This window comes from Lentzea sp. NPDC051213 (genome assembly GCF_044455585.1).
In the GTDB taxonomy this organism is placed as follows: Bacteria; Actinomycetota; Actinomycetes; order Mycobacteriales; family Pseudonocardiaceae; genus Lentzea.
Genome location: NZ_JBITEX010000003.1, coordinates 550,886 through 574,624 on the forward strand (window position 1 = coordinate 550,886; position 23,739 = coordinate 574,624).

17 protein-coding genes are annotated in these 23,739 nt (G+C 69.8%); 5 read left to right on the plus strand and 12 right to left on the minus strand.

Annotated features, from left to right (window positions below):
- The first annotated feature begins 17 nt into the window (after window positions 1–17).
- Entirely contained in the window at window positions 18–887 is an 870-nt protein-coding gene (locus tag ACIA8G_RS15715) for an alpha/beta fold hydrolase (RefSeq protein WP_396419151.1), read from the plus strand.
- A gap of 75 nt (window positions 888–962) precedes the next feature.
- Here ACIA8G_RS15715 and ACIA8G_RS15720 read toward each other — a convergent pair whose 3' ends face one another.
- From ACIA8G_RS15720 to ACIA8G_RS15740, 5 genes are all read right to left on the minus strand, one after another.
- The gene (locus tag ACIA8G_RS15720; RefSeq protein WP_396419152.1) at window positions 963–2,888 is read right to left on the minus strand and encodes a PIG-L family deacetylase; all 1,926 of its coding nucleotides are present in this window, start codon (window positions 2,886–2,888) and stop codon (window positions 963–965) included.
- A 151-nt stretch (window positions 2,889–3,039) separates the two neighbouring features.
- The gene (locus ACIA8G_RS15725) at window positions 3,040–3,909 is read right to left on the minus strand and encodes a tachylectin-related carbohydrate-binding protein (protein WP_396419153.1); all 870 of its coding nucleotides are present in this window, start codon (window positions 3,907–3,909) and stop codon (window positions 3,040–3,042) included.
- Between the two features lie 14 nt (window positions 3,910–3,923).
- Window positions 3,924–5,291, minus strand: a complete 1,368-nt coding sequence (locus ACIA8G_RS15730; RefSeq protein ID WP_396419155.1) for a hypothetical protein — start codon at window positions 5,289–5,291, stop codon at window positions 3,924–3,926.
- Between the two features lie 19 nt (window positions 5,292–5,310).
- Entirely contained in the window at window positions 5,311–6,354 is a 1,044-nt protein-coding gene (locus ACIA8G_RS15735; protein WP_396419156.1) for a hypothetical protein, read from the minus strand.
- A 259-nt stretch (window positions 6,355–6,613) separates the two neighbouring features.
- The gene (locus tag ACIA8G_RS15740; protein WP_396419157.1) at window positions 6,614–8,089 is read right to left on the minus strand and encodes an alpha/beta fold hydrolase; all 1,476 of its coding nucleotides are present in this window, start codon (window positions 8,087–8,089) and stop codon (window positions 6,614–6,616) included.
- Window positions 8,090–8,229: 140 nt separating this feature from the next.
- Here ACIA8G_RS15740 and ACIA8G_RS15745 point away from each other — a divergent pair, with 140 nt between their 5' ends.
- Window positions 8,230–8,499 carry a hypothetical protein gene (locus ACIA8G_RS15745; protein WP_396419158.1) on the plus strand — a complete coding sequence of 90 codons (270 nt, stop codon included), beginning with the start codon at window positions 8,230–8,232 and terminating at the stop codon, window positions 8,497–8,499.
- Between the two features lie 43 nt (window positions 8,500–8,542).
- Window positions 8,543–9,916 (plus strand): PLP-dependent aminotransferase family protein, encoded by a 1,374-nt coding sequence (locus tag ACIA8G_RS15750; protein WP_396419159.1) that lies wholly within the window; start codon window positions 8,543–8,545, stop codon window positions 9,914–9,916.
- Here ACIA8G_RS15750 and ACIA8G_RS15755 read toward each other — a convergent pair.
- From ACIA8G_RS15755 to ACIA8G_RS15785, 7 genes are all read right to left on the minus strand, one after another.
- Window positions 9,913–10,788, minus strand: coding sequence for a hypothetical protein (locus ACIA8G_RS15755; RefSeq protein ID WP_396419160.1), 876 nt, complete (start codon window positions 10,786–10,788; stop codon window positions 9,913–9,915). The two genes, ACIA8G_RS15750 and ACIA8G_RS15755, sit on opposite strands and share 4 nt — an antisense overlap.
- Window positions 10,785–11,951, minus strand: a complete 1,167-nt coding sequence (locus ACIA8G_RS15760; RefSeq protein ID WP_396419161.1) for an FHA domain-containing serine/threonine-protein kinase — start codon at window positions 11,949–11,951, stop codon at window positions 10,785–10,787. The genes ACIA8G_RS15755 and ACIA8G_RS15760 overlap by 4 nt, the downstream gene beginning before the upstream one ends.
- Window positions 11,952–11,955: 4 nt before the next feature.
- Complete coding sequence (locus ACIA8G_RS15765; RefSeq protein ID WP_396419162.1) at window positions 11,956–15,408, minus strand: protein kinase; 3,453 nt, start codon at window positions 15,406–15,408, stop codon at window positions 11,956–11,958.
- Complete coding sequence (locus tag ACIA8G_RS15770; RefSeq protein ID WP_396419163.1) at window positions 15,408–16,085, minus strand: DUF7019 family protein; 678 nt, start codon at window positions 16,083–16,085, stop codon at window positions 15,408–15,410. Before ACIA8G_RS15770 ends, ACIA8G_RS15765 begins: the two co-directional genes overlap by 1 nt.
- An 86-nt stretch (window positions 16,086–16,171) precedes the next feature.
- Window positions 16,172–18,256, minus strand: a complete 2,085-nt coding sequence (locus ACIA8G_RS15775; protein ID WP_396419164.1) for a M6 family metalloprotease domain-containing protein — start codon at window positions 18,254–18,256, stop codon at window positions 16,172–16,174.
- 77 nt (window positions 18,257–18,333) lie between these two features.
- Window positions 18,334–19,665: a sensor histidine kinase gene (locus ACIA8G_RS15780; RefSeq protein WP_396419165.1), complete on the minus strand. Its 1,332-nt coding sequence runs from the start codon at window positions 19,663–19,665 to the stop codon at window positions 18,334–18,336.
- A gap of 8 nt (window positions 19,666–19,673) precedes the next feature.
- Window positions 19,674–20,342 carry a response regulator transcription factor gene (locus tag ACIA8G_RS15785; protein WP_396419166.1) on the minus strand — a complete coding sequence of 223 codons (669 nt, stop codon included), beginning with the start codon at window positions 20,340–20,342 and terminating at the stop codon, window positions 19,674–19,676.
- A gap of 157 nt (window positions 20,343–20,499) precedes the next feature.
- On the opposite strand from ACIA8G_RS15785, the gene ACIA8G_RS15790 reads away from it, so the two are divergent.
- Both ACIA8G_RS15790 and ACIA8G_RS15795 read left to right on the plus strand, forming a co-directional pair.
- On the plus strand, window positions 20,500–21,717 hold the full coding sequence (locus tag ACIA8G_RS15790) for a glycosyltransferase (protein WP_396419167.1): 1,218 nt from the start codon (window positions 20,500–20,502) through the stop codon (window positions 21,715–21,717).
- The gene (locus ACIA8G_RS15795; protein ID WP_396419168.1) at window positions 21,714–23,738 is read left to right on the plus strand and encodes an ArnT family glycosyltransferase; all 2,025 of its coding nucleotides are present in this window, start codon (window positions 21,714–21,716) and stop codon (window positions 23,736–23,738) included. Before ACIA8G_RS15790 ends, ACIA8G_RS15795 begins: the two co-directional genes overlap by 4 nt.
- Window position 23,739 lies beyond the last annotated feature (1 nt).

Consider the following 23,739-nt stretch of genomic DNA (forward strand, 5'->3'; position numbering starts at 1 on the left):
CGAAATCGGAGACGATCGTGAACGCACTGACGCCGGGACCGCACTCCGTCGACATCGACGGCGTGTCCCTGAGCTACCACGTGGCGGGAAGTGGCCCGGTGTGCCTCGTACACCCCGGCGGCCCGGGATTCGTCTGGCAGTACCTCCAGATGCCGGCCGTGGAGAAGCACCTGACCACGGTCTACATCGAACCGTTCGGCACCGGCGAGTCGGGCCGGCTCGACACCCACCCGCACGGCTACACGCGTGACCGCTACACCAGGGCGGTGGCCGGCCTGATCGACCACCTCGGTCTGCCCAAGGTCCACCTGCTGGGCCATTCCCACGGCGGTTTCGTCGCCCAGCACTGCGCCCTGCACCTCGCCGACCGGCTGGCCGGGTTGGTGCTCTACGAGAGCGCTCCCGCAGTCGGCCAGGAGCACTTCGCGGAGGCCAGCCGCAACCTGACCGACTTCGTTGAACGGCACGCCGCGACCGACGTTCTCGAGGCCTGGCAGTCGGTGGGCGGTGTGGCGAGCGACGACCAGTTCACCGCTGTGGCGCGCCGTCTGCTGCCGGCCTACTTCGCGGACTACCAGGGGCGCGCCGAGGAGTTCGCCGATTTCGCGGCCGGGGTCGCCGGCACCTTCATCTCGGGGCTCGATGAGCTGGGCGTGCCGACTCAGATCGATGATCGCGAGGTGTTGGGGTCGATCGACGTGCCCACTCTCGTTGTGGTGGGGCGGCACGACTTCATCTGCGGGCCTCGGTGGGGGACGGAGTTGCACGAACGCATTCCCGGGTCGCGGTTGGTCGTGCTGGAGGAGAGCGGGCACTTCGGGCACATCGAGCAGCCCGACGAGTTCGCCCGTGCTGTGGCCGACTTCGTGCTCGCCACGCCGGCGTAGACAGACGGCGCGAAAAGCACGTTCGTGCCACTAGACGGCCCGAACGTGCTTTTCGCGCCAAAACGGCCGCGGGCGTTAGTTGCCCGCCTGCTGCCAGTCGCCGAACGGACTGGTGGCCCCAGGCGTGGACTGCTTGCGCTCGTAAAGCACGGCATCCCCGCCAACGATCAGCACGCGCACGTTGCCCATAGCGTCGCGCACAGCGGCCGGACCGACCTCGGCGTAGCCGCCCAGGTCCTCCCACGGCGAGAACGTGTTGCCGTTGGTCTGCCGCGCCACGCTGATGCCGTAGTCGTCGTTGCGCGCGAAGGCGAGCACTCGGCCGGTGGCCCCACCGGACGTCACCGCCGCGACCGGGCCGACGCCGCCCTGGCCGCCGAGGTGCGCGATCGCGCCGAACGTGCCGTTGCTGGTGAGTTCGGCGATCGTGCCCACGGCGCCGTCGCCGTGCTCGCGGACCAGGGTGCGCACCTTGTCGCCGTCCAGCGCGATGCCGGGCGCGTGCGTGCTCTCTGACGTGATCGGCTTGAACTCGACCCCGGCCCCGTTGTTCTGGTGCCAGTGGTTGAGCTTGCCGTTGGCGTCGGTGAACAGGTGCATCCTGCCGGTCGACGAGGTGAAGCCGACGGGCGGCGACAGGTTGATGCTGCCGTCGCCGGGCAACGCCTCCCAGGCGCTGAACGATCCGTTGCTCTCCTGCCAGGCGTTGCTCACGCCGTTGGACTGGTTGATCGCGAACAGCTCCAGCCCGCCGGTGCCGTTGAGCACGAGGCCCGGCGTGCCGTATGCGGGGTTGGCGCCGTCCGGGTTGCCCACGTTGACCCAGGTGCCGAAACCGCCGCCCGGTGCGGACTGGCCGGCGGTGAGGATCGAGCCGCTGTCGAGGTCCAGCACGGCGACCTGCACGCGGCCGGATCCGTTGAGCGCCACCGCGACGCCCGGTGCGAACGTGCCGCCGCGCAGCATCTCCGGGCCGACCCAGGCGCCGTTGTTGGCCTGGTGCCACCACATCAGCGAGTCGCCCGCCGCGACGAACGCGTGCAGCGTGCCGGTGCCGTCGACGATCGCCCACGGCGCGGCGACCGGCCAGCGGTGGTAGTTGCGGAAGACGTGCTCGTCGAACGCGTCCCCGGTGTTCGGGTCGAGCTCGGCGTACGCGCTGTAGGCCGCGGCCTTCGGGCCGAGCAGAGCGTCCGGCACGTTCTTGGGCGCCGCGCCGATGTTGTAGCAGCGGTACCGGGTGAGCAGGACGAACCCGCGCCCGTTGGTTCCCTCGTAGGTCTTGACGGCCTTCGTCGCGAACTTCGCCGCGTGGATGTGGTCGGTGTGTTCGGTGGGTTCGCCGGGCAGGGCGAGGAGCGGCTGCGGGTCCTGGATGCGGATCACGGTGGGCTGGTACTCGTCGAGCAGCCCGACCAGGACGTTGTGCACGTCCGCCTGGTTGTACCACTGAGCGTCCTCGACCGGGCCGCCCGTGGGCAGGATCGCCGGGCAGGCGAAGTTCGGGTCGTTCCAGAGGTTCGCCAACGCCGTCGGGTTCGCCGGGCTACCGCCGTCCGGCAGGTTCAGGTAGATGAGCTGCACGTTCGGCGCACCGACCAGCGTGGCCACCTCGATGACCATCGTGGCGACTTCCTTGGTCTCGCGGTGCCACTCGTTGGGCTGGCCCGCGAGCGACGCGTACGCGGAGCGCTGTCCCTCCCGCAGACGCGCCGACAACTCCTCGGGAGTCAGAGGCGGAATCTTGGAACCGTCGTCCTCGTCACTGGTCAGGACGATCGTCCGGGCCGGCTGTCCAGAAAGGATGGACGGCTGGATGTCCGGGTTGACGAACAGAAGATCGTCGTCGGAGTGAGCGACGATCGTGACGAAGCTTCCCCCGGTGGGCAGGCTGCGGGCCCCGGCCGGCGCGGCGAACGCGACGCCGCTTCTGGCCAATGCGGTTGCGGCGGCGGCAGTGGCTCCTGCGGCCAGCACTGTACGTCTGCTGACGTGAGTCATAGCGAATCCCCCAGATTCGTTTTGTGTTCAGCACTCCTCATGACGTGCAGCACCGGGGGAGGTTGCGCCTAGGTCCAGACCACTCGCAGGGGATGCGCAAAAGGTCCCGCCGTGGACAGGCTCCACGGCGGGACCGGATGGCGCAACCGAGTTAGTTCTTCTTCACCTGGTTGAGTCGGGTGATGACGGCACCGCCGTCCTGCGGGCCGAAGGAGTTGCAGGCGGTGTCCCAGGGGAACCGGCTGCAGGCGTTGGACTGCACGACGACATCCTGCTCGGAGTTCCACCCGCTGCCGATGCTCTTCCCGGCGGTGGACTTCCACACCTTGGTGACCGGGTTGTAGCTCCACCAGAGCAGGTTGCCGTTGTTGGCGTTGACGGAGTAGAACACCTCGCCACCGGGCGAGCTGAAGTTCTTCATGTTCTGCCAGCCGGTGAGGACCTGGGCGGTGGGCTTGACCCACTTCGCGGTGGCGTTGGTCCAGAAGTCGATGTGGTAGCGCCACAACGCACCGGCGGCGGTGCGTGCGTACACCACGCCGCGACTGGTCGCGATGATCGCGTTGTACTGGGTGAGCCCGGTGTCCAGCAGAGCATCCTGCACGGCCCACTGGTGGGTCGCGAAGTTGTAGTAGTGCGCCTTGAGGTTGCCGGCGGCGTCCAGCGTGTAGATGACACCGTCCTCGTCGACCGAGATCCGGTACCGGGTGTTCGCCGCGGAGTAGGCCCACCCCTGCCCGAGGACCTTGTACTCACCTGCCCCCGCGATGTCGTCCCAGTTGGTTCCGTTGTAGTGCAACAGTCTCAGCTCACCACCGGTGGTGATGCTGAACATCCATCCGCTGGGGCCGGCGAGCACGCGGCCCTGCCAGCCGGCACCGACCTGGTAGCTCTCCCCCCAGGCGAAGGTGCCGGTGGCCGGTGTCGAGTGTTCGAACAGGTACAGATCGCCGGCCGTGTCGCACGGGTAGACCGGAGCGAGGCCGTAGCGGGCCGACAACGTGGTGCTGGGTCCTGGCATCTTTCACTCCCCCCTCAGAGGTTCAGCATGTTCGTGCACGCGTCGACGATCAGGCGCTCGGTCGACCCCGGTGCGGCGGCGCCGCTCGGGGTGAACTTCAGCGGTGCGGGCCAGGCGTAGAAGGTCGTCCACGAGCCAGGGCCGGACATCGTCGAGTCGTCGGTCCAGCCGGCCTCGTAACCGAAGTGCTGCGACTCGCCGGACTGCAGGACGCCGTTGCCCGCGACGTAACCCTCGCACTCGTTGGCGTAGCCCATGATCCAGAGCCAGCCCGGGGTCTGGGCCTGCAACTTCACCTCGTACTCCGAGAGGACCTCGTGCGCGAGCGCGAGGATGTTGAGACCGCCCAGGTTCCAGCGCTGGATGGGCATCGGGAGCACGCGGTCCAGGCCGTCGCCGTGGATGTAGTCGAGCATGCGCTCGGCGTGGCGGAACGCGAAGTCGTCGTTCGGGAAGTCGTCGAGCCGCTGGCTGTAGGCGTTGCGGGCGCGGATCACCGCGGCCGGGTCGCCGAGGTCCACGGACAGCGGGAGGTTGAGCTCGCTGTAGAAGGTGGTCATCGGGCCGTTGACGGCGTTCCAGCCGCCGGAGTTGACCATCTGCACCACCGCGTTGCCCAGGGTGGTGCCGAGGTTGGTGACCTGGCTCGCCTGGTGCGGGTCGTTGGGTTCCTGGTCGCCCGCGGCGCCCTGGAAGAACAGCGCCTGCACGCCGAGCGCGTTGCTCACCACATCTGTTGCGGCACCGGGGAAGTCGCTGCAGAAGACGCGGTCGTTGCCCCGCGACACGGGGTGGCACGCGTATCCGAAAAGGACGGTGAACAGGCTGTTGTTGCTCGTGCGGCGGGCGATCAGCGCGGAGATCGTGGTGAGGGTGTGCGGTTCCTCCGCCCGGTTGTGGCCGATCGTCGTGCTGCCTTCCTTGTACCACAAGGTGACCGGCGTGCGGGCCATCGCGAGGGTCTGCTGCACGAGGGCGATCATCTGGTTCATGAACACCGTGGTCGTGCCCTCGATCGCGCTGATGTCCGCGGCCGAGAGGCCCATCATCACGTACGGGTCCGGCCGCGTCGTGCCGATCATCGGGCCGGAGTGGGTGTGGCTGACGATGATCAGGAAGTTGCCGTTGTTGTTGCCCACCAACGGCACCACCGCTGACCTGATCGCCCAGTGGACGTATCTCGGGATGCTGACGACGTCGATGCGCAGCATCACCTTGGGGCCCGCGCCGTCGTCGATGACGACGCACTGGGCCCGCAGCCTGCGGTCCACCTGGCCCTGGTTGCCGCGCGGCGCGCCGGCGTAGCCGCCCATCCAGAGACTGGGGTAGGTCGGCCAGGTCGGGGTGTAGTCCAAAGTCTTGACGGCCATGGAGAAAGGCATCGCGGGTTTCCTCCGGCGCTCAGGCGGTCTCGACGAACGCGACGCAGGTCGGCGTGTTCGAGTTGGGGGTCGACAGCGAGTTGTCCGGCTTACCGGTCGAGGTGTCCGCGGATGTGGCCTTGCGGTTCTTCTTGTCCAGCACGAACGCGCGGCCGCCGTCCTTGCTCATCGCGAGCGGGCCGTTCGCCTTGCCGTTGACCTCTTTCGTCCTCACCTTGTTGGAGTTGACGTTCACCGTCACCAGCTGGGAGTCCGTGTTGCGGCCGGTGTAGAGGCTCACCACCGCGAACGTCCCGTTCGGGTGCACCGCCAGACCACCGGGGATGCCCTCCAGCGGGGTCGAACCCGACTTGCTGCCACGCAGGTCGAACGTGATCAGCTCCCGCGGTGCCGCGACGTACAGGCTCTTGCCCTTGGGATCGACGGCGAGCTGCAGCGTCCGGCTCTCCGTCTTGAACCCGCCCGACACCGCGTTCCTCGCGGTGTCGACGATCGTGATGCCCTTGCCCCGCTCGTCCCCGACGAACAGCTGCGTGCCGTCCGGCGTCAGCGCCAGCGTGTGCGGCAGCAGACCAGCCTGGATCCGGGCGCGCACCTCACCGCTCGCGGCGTCCACGACGGCCACGTGCCCGCGGGAGCCACCCCCACCGCTCGACCCGGTCGCGACGTACACGACCTTGCCGTCGGGCGAGACGACAACGTCGTTGGCGAACCCGCCGACCGCGATCTCTCCGGTCACCCTCGCGCCGTCCACGTCCACGACGCTCAGGCCCGGCCCGAAGATCGTTGCCACGTAAGCCCTCAGCCCGTCCGGCGAGCCCGTGATCCCGTTGGGCTGGCCGTTGACGGCGACGACCGTCGGTGTACCGGTCAGGCCGGGGTCGGCCAGCTGCAGGATCCCGTTGCCCAGCGGGTCGACGCTGCCGATCAGAAGCTTCTTGCGGCCGGCCGCCGCGACGGCGGCTCCGGCGAACAGGCTCTGACCGACGATGCCTGCCGCGGCACCGCCAAGTGCGGCCGTCAGAAGCGTTCGTCGGGATAGAGGTCGGTACTCAGATGTCATGTCGTCGGCCCCCTCTGGTCCAGCTCGACTGGTTGAGGCTTCGACAAACTGGGCCTGTTCGTTATCACTACGAGTGACCATATCCAGGCCTGTGACTAAGTTGAGACCTTTCATAGACGATGGATACGCACAGTGCACGTGGCGTCACCTGGCGCGTTTGACCAGCGCTTCTATTCCATGCCAGGGAAGGGACTTTGTGCTCTGTCAGCTTCGCGTTGTCTGATGTACACGCGCGCGATGGCTACCCATAGTGATGGTCTCACACCTGACCCGGGCAGGTACCGGCGGAGGTCTCTCCGGTCCGGAAGAACCGGACAGCCTTCTCGCCGCAATCGATGCCCCACAACGAGCCGTGCGTGCTGTCGACCACGGTCAGCAGCGCACCACCGATCCGCCGCCGCATCTGCTCCGCCCAGACGTGCGGCGTGGTGGTCTCGTACCGGTGGCCGACGAGCTGCAGCGGGCTGGACGTCCGCTTCAGCTGCCACGGCTGCGCCGGCAACGGCCAGCCCGCGCACCAGTTGCCGTACCCGGCACCGTTGCGGAAGAACGGGTACGTCTCCTGCCGGTGCTGCACCTGACGCCACGCCTCGTCGACGTCCGGAGCCTTGCCCTGGTCGTTGCACACCACGGCGCGCTGCATCAGCAGGCCGCCATGCGGCACCGGTCGCAGGCCGAAGCCCTCGTTCTCCGGTTCATCACCGGTCAGCGGCGGCACACCACCGTTCTGGAGCGCCACGATCGACTCGGCCACCTGCTGCCAGTGCACCCGCTTGTACGACAGCATCGCGCGCACCGAGCCGCCGGTGTACCTGCGCGGCTGCCCGCCGGGCGGCGTGACCGTGACCGGCTCGCGGTCGAGTTTCGCGACCAGGTCGCCGATCGACCTCGTCACCGCCTGCGGGGTGGCGCCGAGGCGGAACGCCGCGTCCCGCTCGGCGAGCCAGCCGGCGAGCACCTCGTAGTCGGCCTGCTTGGCGGCGGCCGCCCCGAGGTTCATCGTCTCCAGCGTGAAGTCCGGCGGCATCACCGAGTCGAGCACCATCCGGTCGACGCGATCGCTGTGGTGACTGCGGTAGACGGCACCCAGCGCGGTGCCCCAGGAGATGCCGTAGAAGCTGATCTTCCGCTCGCCCAGCGCGGCGCGGATGAGGTCCATGTCGTCGGCGACGGTCCTGGTCGACAGGCTCGCCAGCAGTTCGCGGTCGTAGCCGACGCACCGGGCGTTCGTGCGCGCGTTGCGCTCGTAGTCCTGCCGGAACTGCTCGGCCGGGCTCGCCTGCGGGTCGGGCTCGGGGCCGTCCTCGGGCGTGGCATCGCACTCCACGCCACCGCTGAACCCGACCGCGCGCGGATCGAACCCGATGAGGTCGTGATCGACACCCAGATCGGCGAGCTTCGTCTGCATCATGTTGAGCGGCATGGCGATGCCCTGGTTGCCGGGGCCGCCGGGATTCATCAGCAGCACGCCGCGCCGCTTCGCCGGATCGGTGGCCCTGATGCGGCTGATGGCGAGGTCGATGGTGCGACCGTGCGGGCGGGCGTGGTCGATCGGCACGGTGACCTCGGCGCACTCGGTGCGGTTGTCGTCCGGGTACCAGTTCTGGTGGACCTGCCGGCACAGCTGCCAGTTCAACGTGGACGGTGCGGCGGTGGCCTGCCCGGTGGTGACGAGGGGGACGACGAGCGCCGCTACGGCTGCGCAGCGGCCCACGACCTGGAGTGAGTTCGACATCGGCCTTCTTCCGGAATCTGGCTGGCACCCGAAAGAGCAGGAAGATGATCTGTGCGCGCGGATCATGCGCGTGGATGATCCGGAGGTACGACCGGAGGTTGACCCAAGACCGCGGCCGCCGGGCTGAAGCGGAGGTAGCCGTGTTCCGCACGCTGTGGATCGTCGTGTTCACCCCGATCCTCATCGGACTGCTGGCCGCCGGGATCTTCGGCCACCCGGTGTTCCTCCTGGTGTTCGTGATCTGGCTCGGCGTGGTGGCCTGCGTGCTGCGGGCCGAAGCGCTCAACGCCAGGGCACGAGCCACACAGGCCCCCAGCCCCGGCCTGCTCGGGGCGCGGGCCGGGTGGCTGCTCCTCGCGCTCGTGCTCATCTTCGGCAGCGCCGGTCTGATCCGGGTGGTGCTGGGCTAGCGCCGGCCTGTCACAAACCGGTGATCAACGTGGTCTTAGTGGCATGACCAGTGTGGATCTGCACCTGGACGTCCGCGCACCGGGTTTGCTGGCCGGGCTGATCGAGGCGCTGCGCGACGCGGTGCGCACCGGCCGGCTCGCGCCGGGCAGCACGCTGCCCTCCAGCCGCCGGCTCGCCGAGGACCTCGGCGTGGCCCGCAACACCGTGGTCGCCGCCTACAAGGAGCTGACCGACGAAGGCTGGCTGACCGCCCGGCAGGGGGCGGCCACCCAGGTCGCGGACCGGGGCAGGGCCGTGACCGAGCACCGGCCGCCCGTCGCGAGACCTGTGCCCGGCGATCGGCCGCTGCACGACCTGCGACCCGGTTTCCCGGACATGTCGTCGTTCCCGCGCGCCGAGTGGGTCAGGGCCACCCGCCGGGCGATCGAACGGGCGCCCGGTAGCGCGTTCGCGGAGACTCCCCCTGCTGGGCGGATCGAGCTGCGCCGGGCGCTCGCCGACTACCTCGCCCGCGCCAGGGGTGTGTACGCCGCGCCGGAGCGGATCGTGATCTCTTCTGGGGCGTCCCACGGTCTCGCGCTGCTGGCCGCCGCCTTGCGGGCTCGGCAGGTCGAGACCGTCGCGGTGGAGGCCTACGGCCTGCCCCTGCACCGCGACCTGCTCGCCAGGGCCGGTCTGCGGACCCCTCCTGTGCCGCTGGACCAGCACGGCGCCCGGATCGATCGCCTGGCCGGCGGTGCCGTGCTGCTGACACCGGCGCACCAGTTCCCGACGGGCGTCGCCCTGGACGCGCGGCGGCGGGCCACCGTGGTCGACTGGGCCACCTCGACCGGCGGCCTGATCATCGAGAACGACTACGACGGCGAGTTCCGCTACGACCGCAAGCCGGTCGGGGCGTTGCAGGGACTCGATCCTGACCACGTCGTCTACCTCGGCACGGCGAGCAAGGCGATCGCGCCCGGCCTGCGCATCGGCTGGATCGTCGTGCCGGAGGCGATGATCGGCACGGTGCACCGGGTGCTCAGCGCCACGGGCGTGACCGGGGTGCTGGAGCAGCTCACCCTGGCCGAACTGCTCGACACGGGCGCTTACGACAAGCACGTGCGGGTGATGAGGAACCGGTACCGGGCGCGCCGGGACGACCTCTTCGCCATGATCGACGGCTTTGACAACGGGGTGCGCCTGCACGGGATCGCGGCCGGGTTGCACGCCCTCGTCGAACTGCCCAGGAACACCGAGAGGTCCACAGTGGACAGCGCGGTCGCCAGGCGCCTGGCGGTGCACGGGCTGGAGCCGTACCGGCATCCGGCGGTGCCACGCGACCGGGACGCCATCGTCGTCGGGTTCGGCAGCCCGACGTCCAGCGGCTGGCCGGGCGCACTCGACGCGCTGCGCCGCGTGCTGCCAGGCGGCTAACCGGTCAGCGTCCGCACCGCCGTCTCCGCCATCGTCCGCGCCTGGTCGGTGGTCGCGCCCTCGTTCTTCAGCTCGACCTGGGCACCTGCCCAGAAGTCGTTGTCGCGCACCGCACTCACGGCCGCTCGCGCACCGAACGCGTCCTGGGCGGTGCATTGCGCGGCAAATCCGGCGGCAGCGGTGGTGTGCCCGCAGTACATGCTCGTGTAGTCACGGGCGTTGCGGCGCAGCTCCTGCAACCGCGGACGCCACTGGAAGGGGTCCAGCGGCGGGCGGGCGAAGGTCACCTGGAGCCGGGTGCCGCCCTCGGACCACGTGCAGCTGCCCGGCAGGTCCCCCGGCCTGATGCCGGCGAACGCCGGGCGGAGCCGGTCGCACGAGAACGGCGTCGTGTCCGAGGGCAGCAGTGGCGACACCTCCGCCGTCACCAGGTACCGCGGCTCGTCGCAGTTCAGCGCGACCACCGAGCCGGAGACGCCAGGGCCCTGGTACTCCAGCGAGAACCGGCCGTCGGAGGCGGAGCTGTTGCTGCCGACGCGCCAGCCGCGTTCGCCGATCATCTTCTCGACGGAGGCCCTCAGGCCGGGCAACGAGGAGACCTTGCCCGCCGCCACGATCCGGTCCACGTCGGGGTCCGGCATGGCCAGCGTCGACTCACCAGGGGGAACCTCCACGCCGGATCCCGCGGGCAGCACCGACGCCGAGGCTTCTGTCACCTCACCGGGCAGCAGGAGGTCGAAACTCAGTGTGGCGACAGGCTTTCCCGACGACGCGATCGACGCGACCTTGCGGCAGTCGGGGGAACTCACCCTGGAATCAGATTGTCCACAAGAGACGACGAACAGGACCAGAACGACCACGACGAGCTTCACGAGACGCACCACCGATCCTGGTTCAGCAACCCCGCCAGCTCTGCGGCGGTGGCGGGTCCCGCACCGGAGGACTCGTCGAGCACGCGGTCGATCACGCCGGCAAGCGACTCCGGCACGGTCGCCAGGCGCTCCCGCACGGGCACCGGTCGCTCGCGCAGCACGACGGCGACCGGATCGACTCCAGGCGGGAAGTCGCGCGGCGCCGAGCCGGTGAGCATCCAGTACAGGCAGGCGGTGATCGCCCACAGGTCCACGTCGGGCCGCGCGTACTTGTAGTCGAGCAGCTGGCGTCGTGGCATGAAGGCGAGGCTGCCGTCGACCGCGCCGGTGAACGTGTGTCCCGACAGACCGGCCTGGTCGAAGGCCTTGGCCAGGCCGAAGTCCGCGATCTTCAGCAAGCCCGCCGCAGTGAGGAGGAGGTTCTGCGGCTTGAGGTCCCGGTGCACCAACCCGCGGGAGACCGTCTGACCACCATCCGCGAGACGCACCGGAATCTCGGCCGTGTGCGCATGACCGAGACCCTCCAACGCCTGCAGGGTCAACTCGACCGCCCTGGGCACCGGCAAAGTGCCGAGCTCCGCGACGCTGCCGCCCCGGCAGTACTCGCTCGAGTAGCCGAGCTGTCCGTTGTGGACAGAGCTGTCGTGGAACCGGACGATGTTCGGGTGCACGAGCGCCCTGGTGCACTCCATCTCGCGCACGAACGCGGTCCGCGCGGCGGGATCGACCTGTGCGGTCAGGGTTTTGAACGCGACGAGCTCACCGGACGCCGAGTGCCGGGCGAGGTGGACGACACCCTGCCCGCCGCGGCCGAGTTCCCGCGCGATCTCGAGACCGGGCGGCGACACCACGTCCGGATCCGAGTACACGGCGACGCGCAGGACCACGTCGCCGACGCGCAACCGATCACCGTGGACCAGCTCCCGGTCACCGTGCTCAGGCCCGAGCCGGATGTCGTTGAGGCGCGTGCCGTTGCGGCTGCCAAGATCGCGGACGTGCACCTTCGGCGGCCTGATCTCGACGACGCAATGTCGGCGGGAGACCTTCTTCTCCTCGACCGGAACCTGGACGTCGCAGGCCGACGACCGGCCGATCACGCACGACGCGCGATCGGTGAACACGTGCTCCACCTGACCGCTGGACAGGGTGACGGACCACGCCATCGGATCACCCGGCCGGCGGGAAGTCGAAGTCCCAGGCCAGTTCCCACACGTGCTTGCCGCTGCCGAGATCGGTGGTGACGAGGATGTTGCCGCTGCGGCTCAGCACCGCCTGGTCGATGCGCTCGCCGTGGCCGGGCAACGTGCGCAGGCACTGCCCCGTCCGCACGTCGAACACCCTGATCACGCGGTCCATCCCGGCACCGACGGCGAACGTCCCGTCGGCGCTCAGCGCGAGCGCGCTGGGCTCGCTGCCCATCGCCAGCGTCTGAACCCGTTGGCCGGTCAGGGGTTCCCAGACCACCATCCCGTCGCGTTCAGGCGTCATCGCGAGCCTGCCACCCTCGCTCAATCCGATCGGAGATCGACCGCTGAACGCCATGCCCGCGCAGTCCACCGCGTACAGGAACTCACCGGACTCCACGTCCCACACGGTCGTGCGCAGGCTGGTCGCGAGGATCAGGACGCGACCGTCCGAACCGAAGAACGGCAACTCACCGCCATCGCGCGGCGACAGGGTCCACTTCGGCTGCTCCGAGGCCACCTCGCGCAGCTGAACCTCACCCTCGTAGGTGCCGCCGCAGGCGACTGAGGCGGCGTAACGGCCGTCGGGGCTCAGCGCGATCGCGCGCACCTGGACATCGTGTGCGGGAATCGTGGCCAGGAGCCCGCCCGACGGCATCTCCCGCAGCCGCAGGGTGCCGGTCTCATCCCCGATCATGATCCGGTCACCGGACAGCGCGTAGGCGGTGATCTTGCCGAAGTCGTCGGTGAAGAGCTTCTTGCTCCCGTCCACCAGGCTGAGCCGCCGGATGGTGCCGGCGTTGGTCAGCACGACCACCCGCAGCCCGTCCGGGGTGAACTCCACGCGGTGCGCCATTCCGCTCTCACCCCGGTCGAACGTGTACGTCCGCTCCGCGCTCTCGATGTCCCAGATGTCCACGTGACCGGTCCACCTGCCGGTCGCCGCGTAGACGCCGTCCCACCGCACCGCCGCGCTGGCGGGCTGGGTGAACTCGCCGTGGCCTTCCACGTGGTAGAGCGGCCACACACCGATGAAACCAGCGCGACGTCCGTGCACGCCGATCTCGGCCCACGCCCGGCGCAGCTCAGGGCTGCGCGAGTAGCCGGGCAGGGTCCGAATCTCCCGCAGCACCTCGCCCGCGGCCGCGAACTCCTGCCGTTCGACGTGCCCGCGGCACTTCTCGGCGAGCCTGCCGAACGCGTCCTCCGCGCGCTCGAGTTCCTGTGCCGCACGGGGTTTCACGTAGCACCACGGCGCCCGGTAGCCGGGCACGGGCAGCGAGCGCAGGGACAGCGTGCCGTCGCGCCGGGCGAACACCACGACCCTGCCGTCCGAACTCGCCGCGACCGACATCCGGTAGCTGCCGTGCTCGAGCGTGCGCAGGCACTGCCCGGTGCGCGCGTCCCACACCTGGACCGGGTCGTCGGCCTCGCCGACCGTGATGAACGTCGTGCCTGCCACCACGAGCTTTCTCGACCATGCCAGGTGGTGCCGCGGCACCTCGGTCTGCACGACACCGCGCTGTGCGTCCCACAACACCAGCGGTCCCTGCGACCACACCGCCACGGCGTAGCGGCCGTCGGAGGAGACCGCACCCGCGTCCCGGAGGTTCACGACCTGCGGCACCGAGCCGCGCCCGCTGGCCACCGGAGCTTCCAGCTCGCGGCTGACGCCTCCGCGCACGGACCACGTGCGCACGCTGCCCGCCTGTTCGGAGTACCCGACCGAGGCGGAGACCACCTGCTGGCGGTCCTGGCTGATCGCCACCGACGTGACGGGGCCGAGATGCGCGGCCCAGGAGAAGAACTCGCGCGTCAGCTCGTCCGTCCACATGCGAACGTAGCCGTTGGCGTGGCCCGTCACGACGTCCTCGCCGTCCCGGCTGATCGCCACCGCGCTGAGCTGCGAATCGTTCAGGGACAAGGTCTTCCGCCGCTTGCGCCGCTCGAGGTCCCACAACTCCAGACCGGACGACCGGGCCACCACGGCGCGCGTGCCGGCGTCGTTCATCGCCATGCGCTTGATCGTGTCGCCGCGCCGGGTCAAGGTGCGCAACGGTTTTCTGGTCTCGCCGGGACTCCACAGCAGGAGCCGGCCCTTGCCGTCACCGGTCAGCACGACCTGTCCGGAGCGGCTGACCGCGACCGTCAGGAGCTCACGAACACGGGTGTCGATGTCGGCGCGCAGCTGCGGCGGCCGGGTCGCCAGCTCTGCCAGCGCCGCGGCCACATCCGCGGACTCCGGCTCGGCGGCCACGGCCTCCCGCAGCAGTCCGGCGGCCTGTTCGTCGTCGTGGCGTTCGAGGTGCACAGCGCCCAGCTGCAGCGCACCCCAGCCCGCCGGGGCCGTGGGTTCGGCCGCCCGCACCGCCTCCAGCTCGGCGACCACCTTCTCCCCGGTGTCGCTGCCGGACCGCCAGCGGTGCAGCGCCTGGTTGTAGACCGACGGCAGGTGGTGCGGATCGGCACCGACCGCCTGCTGCCACAACCGGTCCGCCTCCTCGGCCCGGCCGAGGTCCAGCAACGACAACGCGTGGTTGGACAGGCCGTCCGAGAGCAACCTGGCCGCTTTCGGCACCGGGCGCGAGTGGTCCGCGCCGAGCAGCTCACGGTGGATCTCCCGCAGCAGTTCCGCGACCACGCCCAGATCACCGGGACGGTCAGCAGGGTCTTCGGCGAAGCAGTCACGCAGGAGATCCACAACGGCGGGCGGGATGTCTCCGCCGTTCGCGAGGAACTCCTCCATCGCCCGGCCCGCGGCCGGACCGAACCTGCTCAGGCGGCGGCCGGCGAACATCTCCAGCACCGTCACCGCCCACGACCACACGTCGGTCGCGGTCGTCAGTCGCATGCCGCCGGCGAACTGCTCCGGTGAGCAGTAGGCCTCGGTCATCCCGGCGGCCGTGACGGTCGGCGGCACGTCCGGAGGTCGCTGCTCGTCGGCGAAAGCCTTGGCCAGGCCGAAATCGGTGACCTTCGCGGTGCCGTCCGGTTCGAGCATCACGTTGGCGGGCTTGACATCCTGATGCACGAGGCCGATCGCGTGCGCGTGGGCGAGACCCCACGCCGTCTGGACAGCGACGTCGAGCACTCGTTCCACGGTGTTCAGCTGTCCGCCGCGCACCGCCTCCCGCAGACTGCCGCCGTCGACCCATTCCGCGAACACCCTGGGCACGCCGTCGATCGTGCGGACGTACGCACAGCTCACCGTGTGCGGATGCAGTCCGAGCCCCACCCACGCACCGGCCTCGCCCTCGAACCTGGCCCGCCCGGCCGGGGTGCGGACCTGCTCGGGGCGTGGCGTCTTCACCGCGAGATCAACCTGCCACCCGAGATGGCGCACGCGGTGCACCACGCCCATGCCGCCGCTGTGCACGACGTCGCGCACCTCGTACAGGCCCAGCACGACGTCGCCCGGCTCCCAGCCGGCGCTCATCACTCAGCCAGAGCCACGAAGATCGGGCTGCCGAGCAACACCTTCATGCCCGGCTTCGGATCCAGTTCGGGATAGGGGCTCGGTCCGTGCGCGAGGCGCTTGGCCACGAACTCCAGCTCCTGCTCCGCCCCGCGCACCGTGCGGTTCGCCATGTGCACCGAACCGAGCGCGTTCGGCGGCAGCTCACCGCTCTCCGCGAGGACCGCGTCGAGTCCGGCGAGCAGGCCCGGCATCGACGACGGCGCGAAGACCACGTTCTGCTCCGGCTGGCCCTTGGTGCCGAGGACGTGCCCGGTCGCGCCGCCGAGGCCGAGCACGGTGTTCTCCGTGGCGCCGCTGAAGAAGACGACCGACGCGTCGCCCACGGGGCCCCAGCGCAACTTCATCCGGCCGCGGAAGTACTGGCCGGGCTCATCGACGGTGCCCACGTCGTAGTGGTCGTCGAGGTCGCGCACGACCCGCTCCAGCCTGGCCACCCGCTCGGACGCGGGTGTCTCGACCTTCCGCTTGGCGCTCACGACCTTGAGGCTCAGGCCGACCTCGCTGCTGCGCTTGCGCGCGAACGCCGGATCGACCTGTTCCAGCATCATGCCGACCTTGGCGTCGCTGATGTAGACGTAGTACCGCAGCGCCACAGCGCTACCCCCTCCGAACCGGCGGCGAAGCCCTTCCGTCACCGCAGGTTACTGAACGTGGCGGCTTCGCGCGGGAGTTCGGCACGGACGGTGGTCGCCGGCCCGGGAAAGGGCCGGCGACCTGACCCTTACCTCCCCATCACCGTGCAGGTGGAGGTCGCGGTCCTGCCCGGGTTGCTCTCCGACGTGGCCGTCAGCGTCACCTTCGCCGTCAACGGACCGCCGGTGCGCTGGGCGTGCACCGGCACGGTCACCTGGGCACCGAACTTGGCCGTGGCGAGCGCGTTGGGCACCGACACGGTCCAGCCGTTCTCCGCCTTCGCCGTCACCCGGTACACGTCACCGTCGACGTACTGGGTGACGGGCTCCGGGTGCTGTCCGCCGGGGGTGGCGGCGCGACCGGTGTTGATCACCGGGAAACGGCAGGTGGCGATCCCGTCCGGACCGGTGCCGGCCGTGGCCGGGTTGACCCGCACACCGCGCTGCTGCGGGCCCGCGCCGTCGAGCGACCGGATGGCCACCGTGTAGGACAGGACACCGCGGGAGTCGCGCTGCACGTCGAGGATGTAGAAGTGCAGCCGGTTGGCCTGGTCGACGAACTCGTACTCGCTGCCGGAGTTCGTGCCCGCGTGGAACAACGCGTCCGACAGCTGCCGGTAGTCGCCGATCGTGATGGGCACCTTGGTGCCGTCGGGCAGGACGTAGTCGGTCATGGCGATGTCCTGCGGGTTGGCGTCGACGACCCACGTGAACGGCGCCGCGTCCTGGTTCTTCGTCTTGGCCAGCAACACACCGGCGTCGGGCGTGAACGAGTCCGCGCCCATCCTGTCCACGACTTCGAGCGTGTAGTTGTTGTAGCCGCCGCCGTCGCAGAACGGGTTGGTCGAGACGTTGCACGCGGGCGTCTTGTCACCGGTGCCGAGCGCCAGGTTGATGCCCGTCAGGCCGGTCGTGCCGGGGTTGACCTCGCGGGCGGTGATCTTCGCGATGACCATGCCGGACTGGGGCAGGGCCTCCCGCGACAGGCGCAGCACGTTGCGCTCGTCGACGATGCCGAGCTTGATCTTGTTGCGCAGGGTCTGCTGCGCGCCCAGCGACGCACCGCCGGTGGCGGGAATCGTCCAGCGCGAGTGCGGGCCACCGGGACCGTTGAACGAACCACGCGACAGCATGTCCCACGGTCCGCTGTAGTCACGGCGCGGCGGGCTGCCGTACGGGTTGTTGTAGTTGTCGCCGATGCCGAGGATGTGGCTCAGTTCGTGCGCGTACACGCCCTGGCCAGAGCTCTCGGCCTGGGTGGACGAGCCACCGCCCGCGTTGGGCCAGATGGAAGAGCCCGCGGCCCACGAGGTCCAGTCGACGTAACGGGTGCGCGACCAGTTCGGCAGTGCGGGGTCCGGTGGCCCGAAGGCGTCGGTGACGTCCTCCTTGGTCCGGAACTTCATCATCCCGAACTCCTGCCAGGTACCGGACTCGTCCTGGCCCGCGGACAGGTAATAGATGAAGTCGTACCCGTTGGGCACCTCGCCACCGACGTCGGCGACCCACGCGGCCCTGCCGTCGGTGCGGATGTTGCGGTTGCACGAGTCACCGGCCGGGCACCCGGTGCCGCCCTGGAACTCCATGGCGTACTCGTGGTCCTTGCCCGGCATCGTGTACGGGCCGAACGCCTTCAGGTCGACGCCGTAGCGCCCGCCGGAGGTCTCCATCCAGTACTCGTGCACGGTGTGGCCGCGGTTGAGGCCGTTCGGCTTGTTCAGGAAGTCCTGGTAGAACTGCGCGACCTGAGCGCGCGGGACCCCGCTGGCCTCCGCGCTGGGGTTGCCGAACACCGTCGAGTTCTTCGGCTGCGTCACGACGAACGGCTGGTTCGGGTAGTCCAGGAGCACCAGCGCGCCCTTGAAGGTGCGCACCGAACCGCGGCCCGCAGGGTCGGCCCAGTTGGTTCCGGGGATCTTCTTGTAGTCCTGTTCCCACGTCATGTGGTCGGGGTTGACCCAGTTCTGCGGGTCGACGGGGCCGGGGAACCCGGCCTGCGCCGCCACGCGGGCGGAGTCTCTGGACTGTTGCCACGGCTGCTGCTGGGGCCAGTGGTCGAACTGCCAGTGGTGTGACGGCTCGTCAGGAGCGGCGGCGGAGTTGCCGGCGGTGAGCATCGCGACCGAGAACAGCGCGGTGATCAGCAGGGTAGAGCGCCGATGTATGCGGTCCATGGCACCACCGTGGTGCAGAGCCACCCGCGCCAGCCACCGTCGATCGGGCCGCTCGAACCCGTTGCCAGTTAACGGAATTAGGCGAGGGGCAGCTCGACCCGCACGGAGGCTCCGCGCGGACGTGCCAGGAACCGCACCGTTCCGTCGTGCACCGCGACCACGTCCGCCACGATCGCCAGTCCCAGCCCGGAGCCGGGCAGGGCACGGGCGGCGGGCGCGCGCCAGAACCGTTCGAACGCCGTCTCGCGGAACTCCGCCGGCAGGCCTGGTCCCTCGTCGCTCACGGTCAGCCACCCCGGCCGGGAGCGCACGGTGATGGTGGAGCCGGCCGGTGCGAACTTCACCGCGTTGTCCAGCAGGTTCAGCACACTGCGTTCCAGCGCGCCCGCGTCGCCGACCGTCTGCCACGGCACGGCTTCGACGTCGAAGACGTGGTCGTGGGCCCGGCTGCGGGCGCGGCGGACGGCGCGATCGATCACCGCGGCGACGTCGAGCGGAACGCTGGCCAGTTCGCGGTCGTCGCGGGCCAGCACCACCAGTTCGGTGATCAGGTCGCCGAACTCCCGGCTCTGGGCCTGGAGGCGGTCGAGGACCTCGGCGCGCTGGGGCAGCGGGCGGCCGGTGCGTTCGCTCAACGCCAGCAGGTCGATGTTGGTGCGCAAGCTCGTCAACGGAGTGCGCAGCTCGTGCGCGGCGTCGTTGACCAGATCTCGTTGGCGCCGGCGGGATTCGGCCAGTGCGGCGGTCATCGACGTGAACGCGCGGCCCAGCCGGCCCACCTCGTCCTGGCCGGACACGGTGACCGGCGTGGTGAGGTCCTCGGTGCGGGCGATGTGCTCAGCGGTCTCGGTGAGGCGCTCCATCGGCGCCAGGGCGCGGCGCGTCAGGAGCAGTCCTGCCGCCACTGCCAGCACACCGCCGAGCACGGACAAGCCGATGAGGAGGTTGGCCAGGTTCGCCATCGTGCCGTCGATCTCGGCGAGGCTGCGGCTGAGCACAAGGATCTCGCCGTTGTCCATCGGTTGCAGCAGAACCCGCACGGCCTTGCCCGATGCGGTCACGCCGTCGCGGAACGTCGTGGTGCTCACCCGGTCGTCAGGATCGGTGACGACCGGGTCGACACCGGGCGGGGCACAGGTGCTGCCGTCGATCCGGTACAGCTGGATGCCCTGCAGGAACGGCTGCAGTTCCTCGCTGGACGTGCCGGTGGCGCAGGTCAGCCGGAACCCCCGCCTCCCGCCGTCCGGGGGTGGCGGGAAAACGCGCGGCGGCAGGTTCGCCTGCAGCGACTGGTCCAGCTGGGTGCGCAGGTTGTGCGAGGTGCTCAGCCAGGTGACGACGCTGATCCCGGCGATCGTCGCGGCGACGACGCACGCGGTGATGAACGCGAGCCGGGTCCTCAGCAGCACCGGGCCCTTCACAGCGCGGCCTCGCGCAGGATGAAGCCCACACCCCGGACGGTGTGCAGCAGACGGGAACGGCCACCCGCCTCGGTTTTGCGGCGCAGGTAGCCGATGTACACGTCGAGGTTGTTGGTGCCCTGGTCGTGGCCCCACACGGCGTGTTTGAGGTGCAGCTTGGTCAGCACGCGGTCCGGTGCGGCCAGGAAGACCGCGAGCAGGTCGAACTCGGTGGGCGTCAGGTCGAGGCGGCCACCGGCCCTGGTGACCTCGCGGGCCCGCGGGTCCAGCGACAGGTCGGCGTAGCGGTAGAACCGGGGCAGCTCCGGGTGCCGGTTCTGCTTCAGCAACGCGCGGACGCGGGCCAGGAGCTCCTCCAGCGCGAACGGCTTGACCAGGTAGTCGTCGGCACCGGCGTCCAGACCGGTGACCCTGTCGCCCAGCGCGTCCCGTGCGGTGAGCATCAGCACCGGCAGCCGTTCGCCGGACGCACGCATCCGCCGGCAGGCCTCCGAGCCGTCCACGCCCGGCATCATCAGGTCGAGGATCGCCAGATCCACCCCGGTCAGTTTCCGCAACGCCTCCGCGCCGTCCGCGGCGGTGGTCACCTCGTAGCCCTCGAACTCCAGGCTGCGCCGCAGACTGTCCCGCACGTCCGGGTCGTCGTCCACCACGAGCAGTCGCATGCCGGCGACCGTAGCGCCGCTACCTGTGTGAATGCTGTGTCAACATCCTGGCTCTCACAAAACTCTCAGGGCAAGCCAAGGTCCCTCTCACGACCACCTCAGCACTCTCGGTACCAGAGCGGTCACACATCTGTGTCCACTGTGGAACGGAGAGCACATGGCGGTGAGAACCGCGCAAGCCACGGGGACGGTGGACATCATGATCCCCGTCTACAACGAGGAACGTGCACTGCCCGGCTGCGTCGAGGTGCTGCACGATTTTCTCAGGAAGCAGTTCCCGTTCGACTGGTCGATCGTGGTCGTCGACAACGCCAGCACCGATGGCACGCTGGAGGTGGCCAACGACCTGGCCAAGCGGTACGAGCGGGTACGCGTGCACCACCTCGACCGCAAGGGCCGCGGGCTCGCGTTGCGAGAGTCGTGGGGCGCCAGTGACGCGGCCGTCGTCGTGTACATGGACGTCGATCTGTCCACCGGGCTGGACGGGCTGCTGCCGCTGGTCGCGCCGCTGCTCAACGGGCACTCGGACCTGGCGATCGGCTCCCGGCTGGCGCCGGGCTCGCGGACGGTGCGCGGGCCGCGCCGAGAGCTCGTGTCACGCGCCTACAACGCGTTGATCCGGCTCACGCACGGCGCGCGGTTCAGCGATGCCCAGTGCGGCTTCAAGGCCGCGCGCACCGAGGTCGTCCGGCCGTTGCTGGGCCAGGCCCGCGACGAGGCCTGGTTCTTCGACACCGAGCTGCTGCTTCTGGCCGAGCACAACGGTTTGCGCGTGCACGAGGTGCCGGTGGACTGGGTCGAGGACGTGGACAGCCGGGTCGATGTGGTCGGCACCGCCATCGACGACATCAAGGGGCTGATCCGGGTTGCCAGAGCGAAGGCGAACGGCACCGCGCGCGTACTCGGCCTGCCCCAGCGGCCACAACCGAAGGCCATCCACCCCGACGCGGTGCTGAGCCGCAGCGAGGGCGGGCTGTCCTGGCAGGTGCTGTCGTTCGCGGTGATCGGCGTGCTCTCCACGCTCGCGAACCTGGCTCTGTACGGCGTTTTCCGGCAGTGGTGGCCGGTGCTGGTGGCCAACCTCGCCGCGCTGGTGATCACCACGCTCTTCAACACGGAGGCCAACCGCCGCTTCACCTTCACGGCCCGCAACACCTCCCGCGGCAAATCACATCTGCAGGGATTGGTGGTGTTCGGCCTCTACTACGCCTTCACCTCGGCCGCGTTGCTCGTACTGCACGCGGTTTCCCCCGACCCGCCCCGCACCCTGGAGCTGGTGGTGCTGCTCGGCTCGTCGGCCCTCGGCACGGTGGGGCGCTTCTTCCTGTTGCGGAGCTGGGTGTTCCGCCGGGACAACCGAAAGGACCAGGAATGACCGCCACTGCCGAAGTGGCCGCCGTCGCCGGCGCGTCAGCACAACCGGCACGGCCCGCCCGCTGGCCCGCCTGGGCACTCGTGGCGATCTGCGTGGTGGCAGGCGCGCTCTACGTGTGGGCGATCGGCGCCGGCCAGGCCGGCAACGCCTACTACTCGGCCGCCGCGAAGTCCATGTCGACGAGCTTCACCAACTTCCTGTTCGGCTCGTTCGACCCGGCCGGCGTGGTGACCGTCGACAAGCCGCCGATGGCGTTGTGGCCGCAGGCGATCTCGGTCTGGATCTTCGGGTTCCACGGCTGGGCGGTGTTGCTGCCGCAGGTGATCGAGGGCGTCGCGGCGGTGTTCCTGTTGCACCGCACCGTCCGGCTGTGGGCGGACGAGAAGGTGGCGCTGCTCGCCGCCCTGATCTTCGCGCTGACGCCGATCACGGTGGCGATCAACCGGGACAACAACCCCGACACGTTGCTCGTGCTTCTGCTCGTCGCCGCGGCCTACGCGTTCACCCGGTCGGTCAAGGCGACGGAGAGCAGGCCGCGGACGAAGTGGCTGCTGTGGTGCGCGTTCTTCATCGGCTGCGGGTTCCTCACGAAGATGCTCCAGGCGTGGATCGTGGTGCCCGGCTTCGCGCTGGCGTACCTGGTCGGCACTTCCGCACCGATCAAGCGGCGGATCCTGGACCTGCTGGCGGCGGGTGGCGTGCTGGTGGCGTCGTCGTTCTGGTGGGTGGCGCTGCACGCGTGGTGGCCGGGCTCCAAGCCGTACATCGGCGGCAGCGCGGACGGCGGCGCGTGGGACCTGATCATCGGCTACAACGGGCTCGGCCGGGTCTTCGGTGGCATGGGCAACCGGGGCTCGGGGGGTCAGCCTCCGCCAGGGGTGGAGATGGAGTTCGCCGGCCCCAGGGGCGGTGCGATGTTCGGCGGAGAACCCAGCGCTACCCGCATGTTCGACGCCTCGGTCGGCGGCCAGATCTCGTGGCTGCTGCCGTTGTGCCTGCTGGTGCTGGTGGCGGTCTCGGTCGCGGGCATGCTTCGTTGGCGTGCCAAGCTTCCTGGCAACCCGGCTGAGCGCGCGGGCTGGTTCATGTGGGGCGGCTGGCTGCTGGTGACGGCGGTGGTGTTCAGCTTCGCGCAGGGCATCTTCCACCCGTACTACACGACGATGCTCGCTCCGGCGGTCGCCGCGATCAGCGCCGCGGGTCTGATGATGTTCTGGCGGGCCAAGAGCTTCGTCCGGTTCCTGCTGCCGCTGGCGATCGCGATCACCGCGGCGTGGGCGTACGTCCTGATCTCGCGCGACACGTCGTGGCACGGGTGGACGCGGTGGGCGGTCGTGGGAGTCGCGGCGGCGGCGATCATCGCGTTGCTGGTGGGACTGCGCCGGGCCGGGCTGGTGGCCGCGGTGGTCGCGATGCTGCTGACGCCCGCGGTGTGGTCGACGGCGACCGCGGCGACGGCCAGCACCAACGGCGTGATGCCCGCGGCCGGACCCGCGATGCGGGATGGTGGCATGGGGTTCTACCGCGCCGGCCAGCCGCCAGGCGGAAACGGCCAGATGCCCCAGGGACAGCTGCCTCCAGGACCGAACGGCACGCAGCCGACCCGTCCGCAGATCGGGATGATGGGAGGCCCCGGCGGTGGCAACCGCGACGTGCTCACCGACGAGCAGCGGCGAATCCTCGACTACGCCAAGGCGAACAGCGGCGGCGCCGAGATCACCCTCGCCGTCGCGGGCTCCGCGCAGGGCGCGGCCCCGTACATCATGCGGTCCGACGAGGTCGTGATCGGCATGGGCGGGTTCTCCGGCTCGGACAACGCCCCGTCGGTGGACCAGCTCCAGGCGTGGGTCACCGAGGGCAAGCTGAAGTTCGTGCTCAGCGGCGGTGAGCGCGGTGGTGGTCCTGGCGGCGGCCGGGACGACAACGGGCGGCAGGCGTGGATCGGGCAGCACTGCTCCACTGTGGACCCGAGCGCGTACGGTGGCGGATCCACCCAGGCGCTGTTGGAGTGCAAGTCCTGAG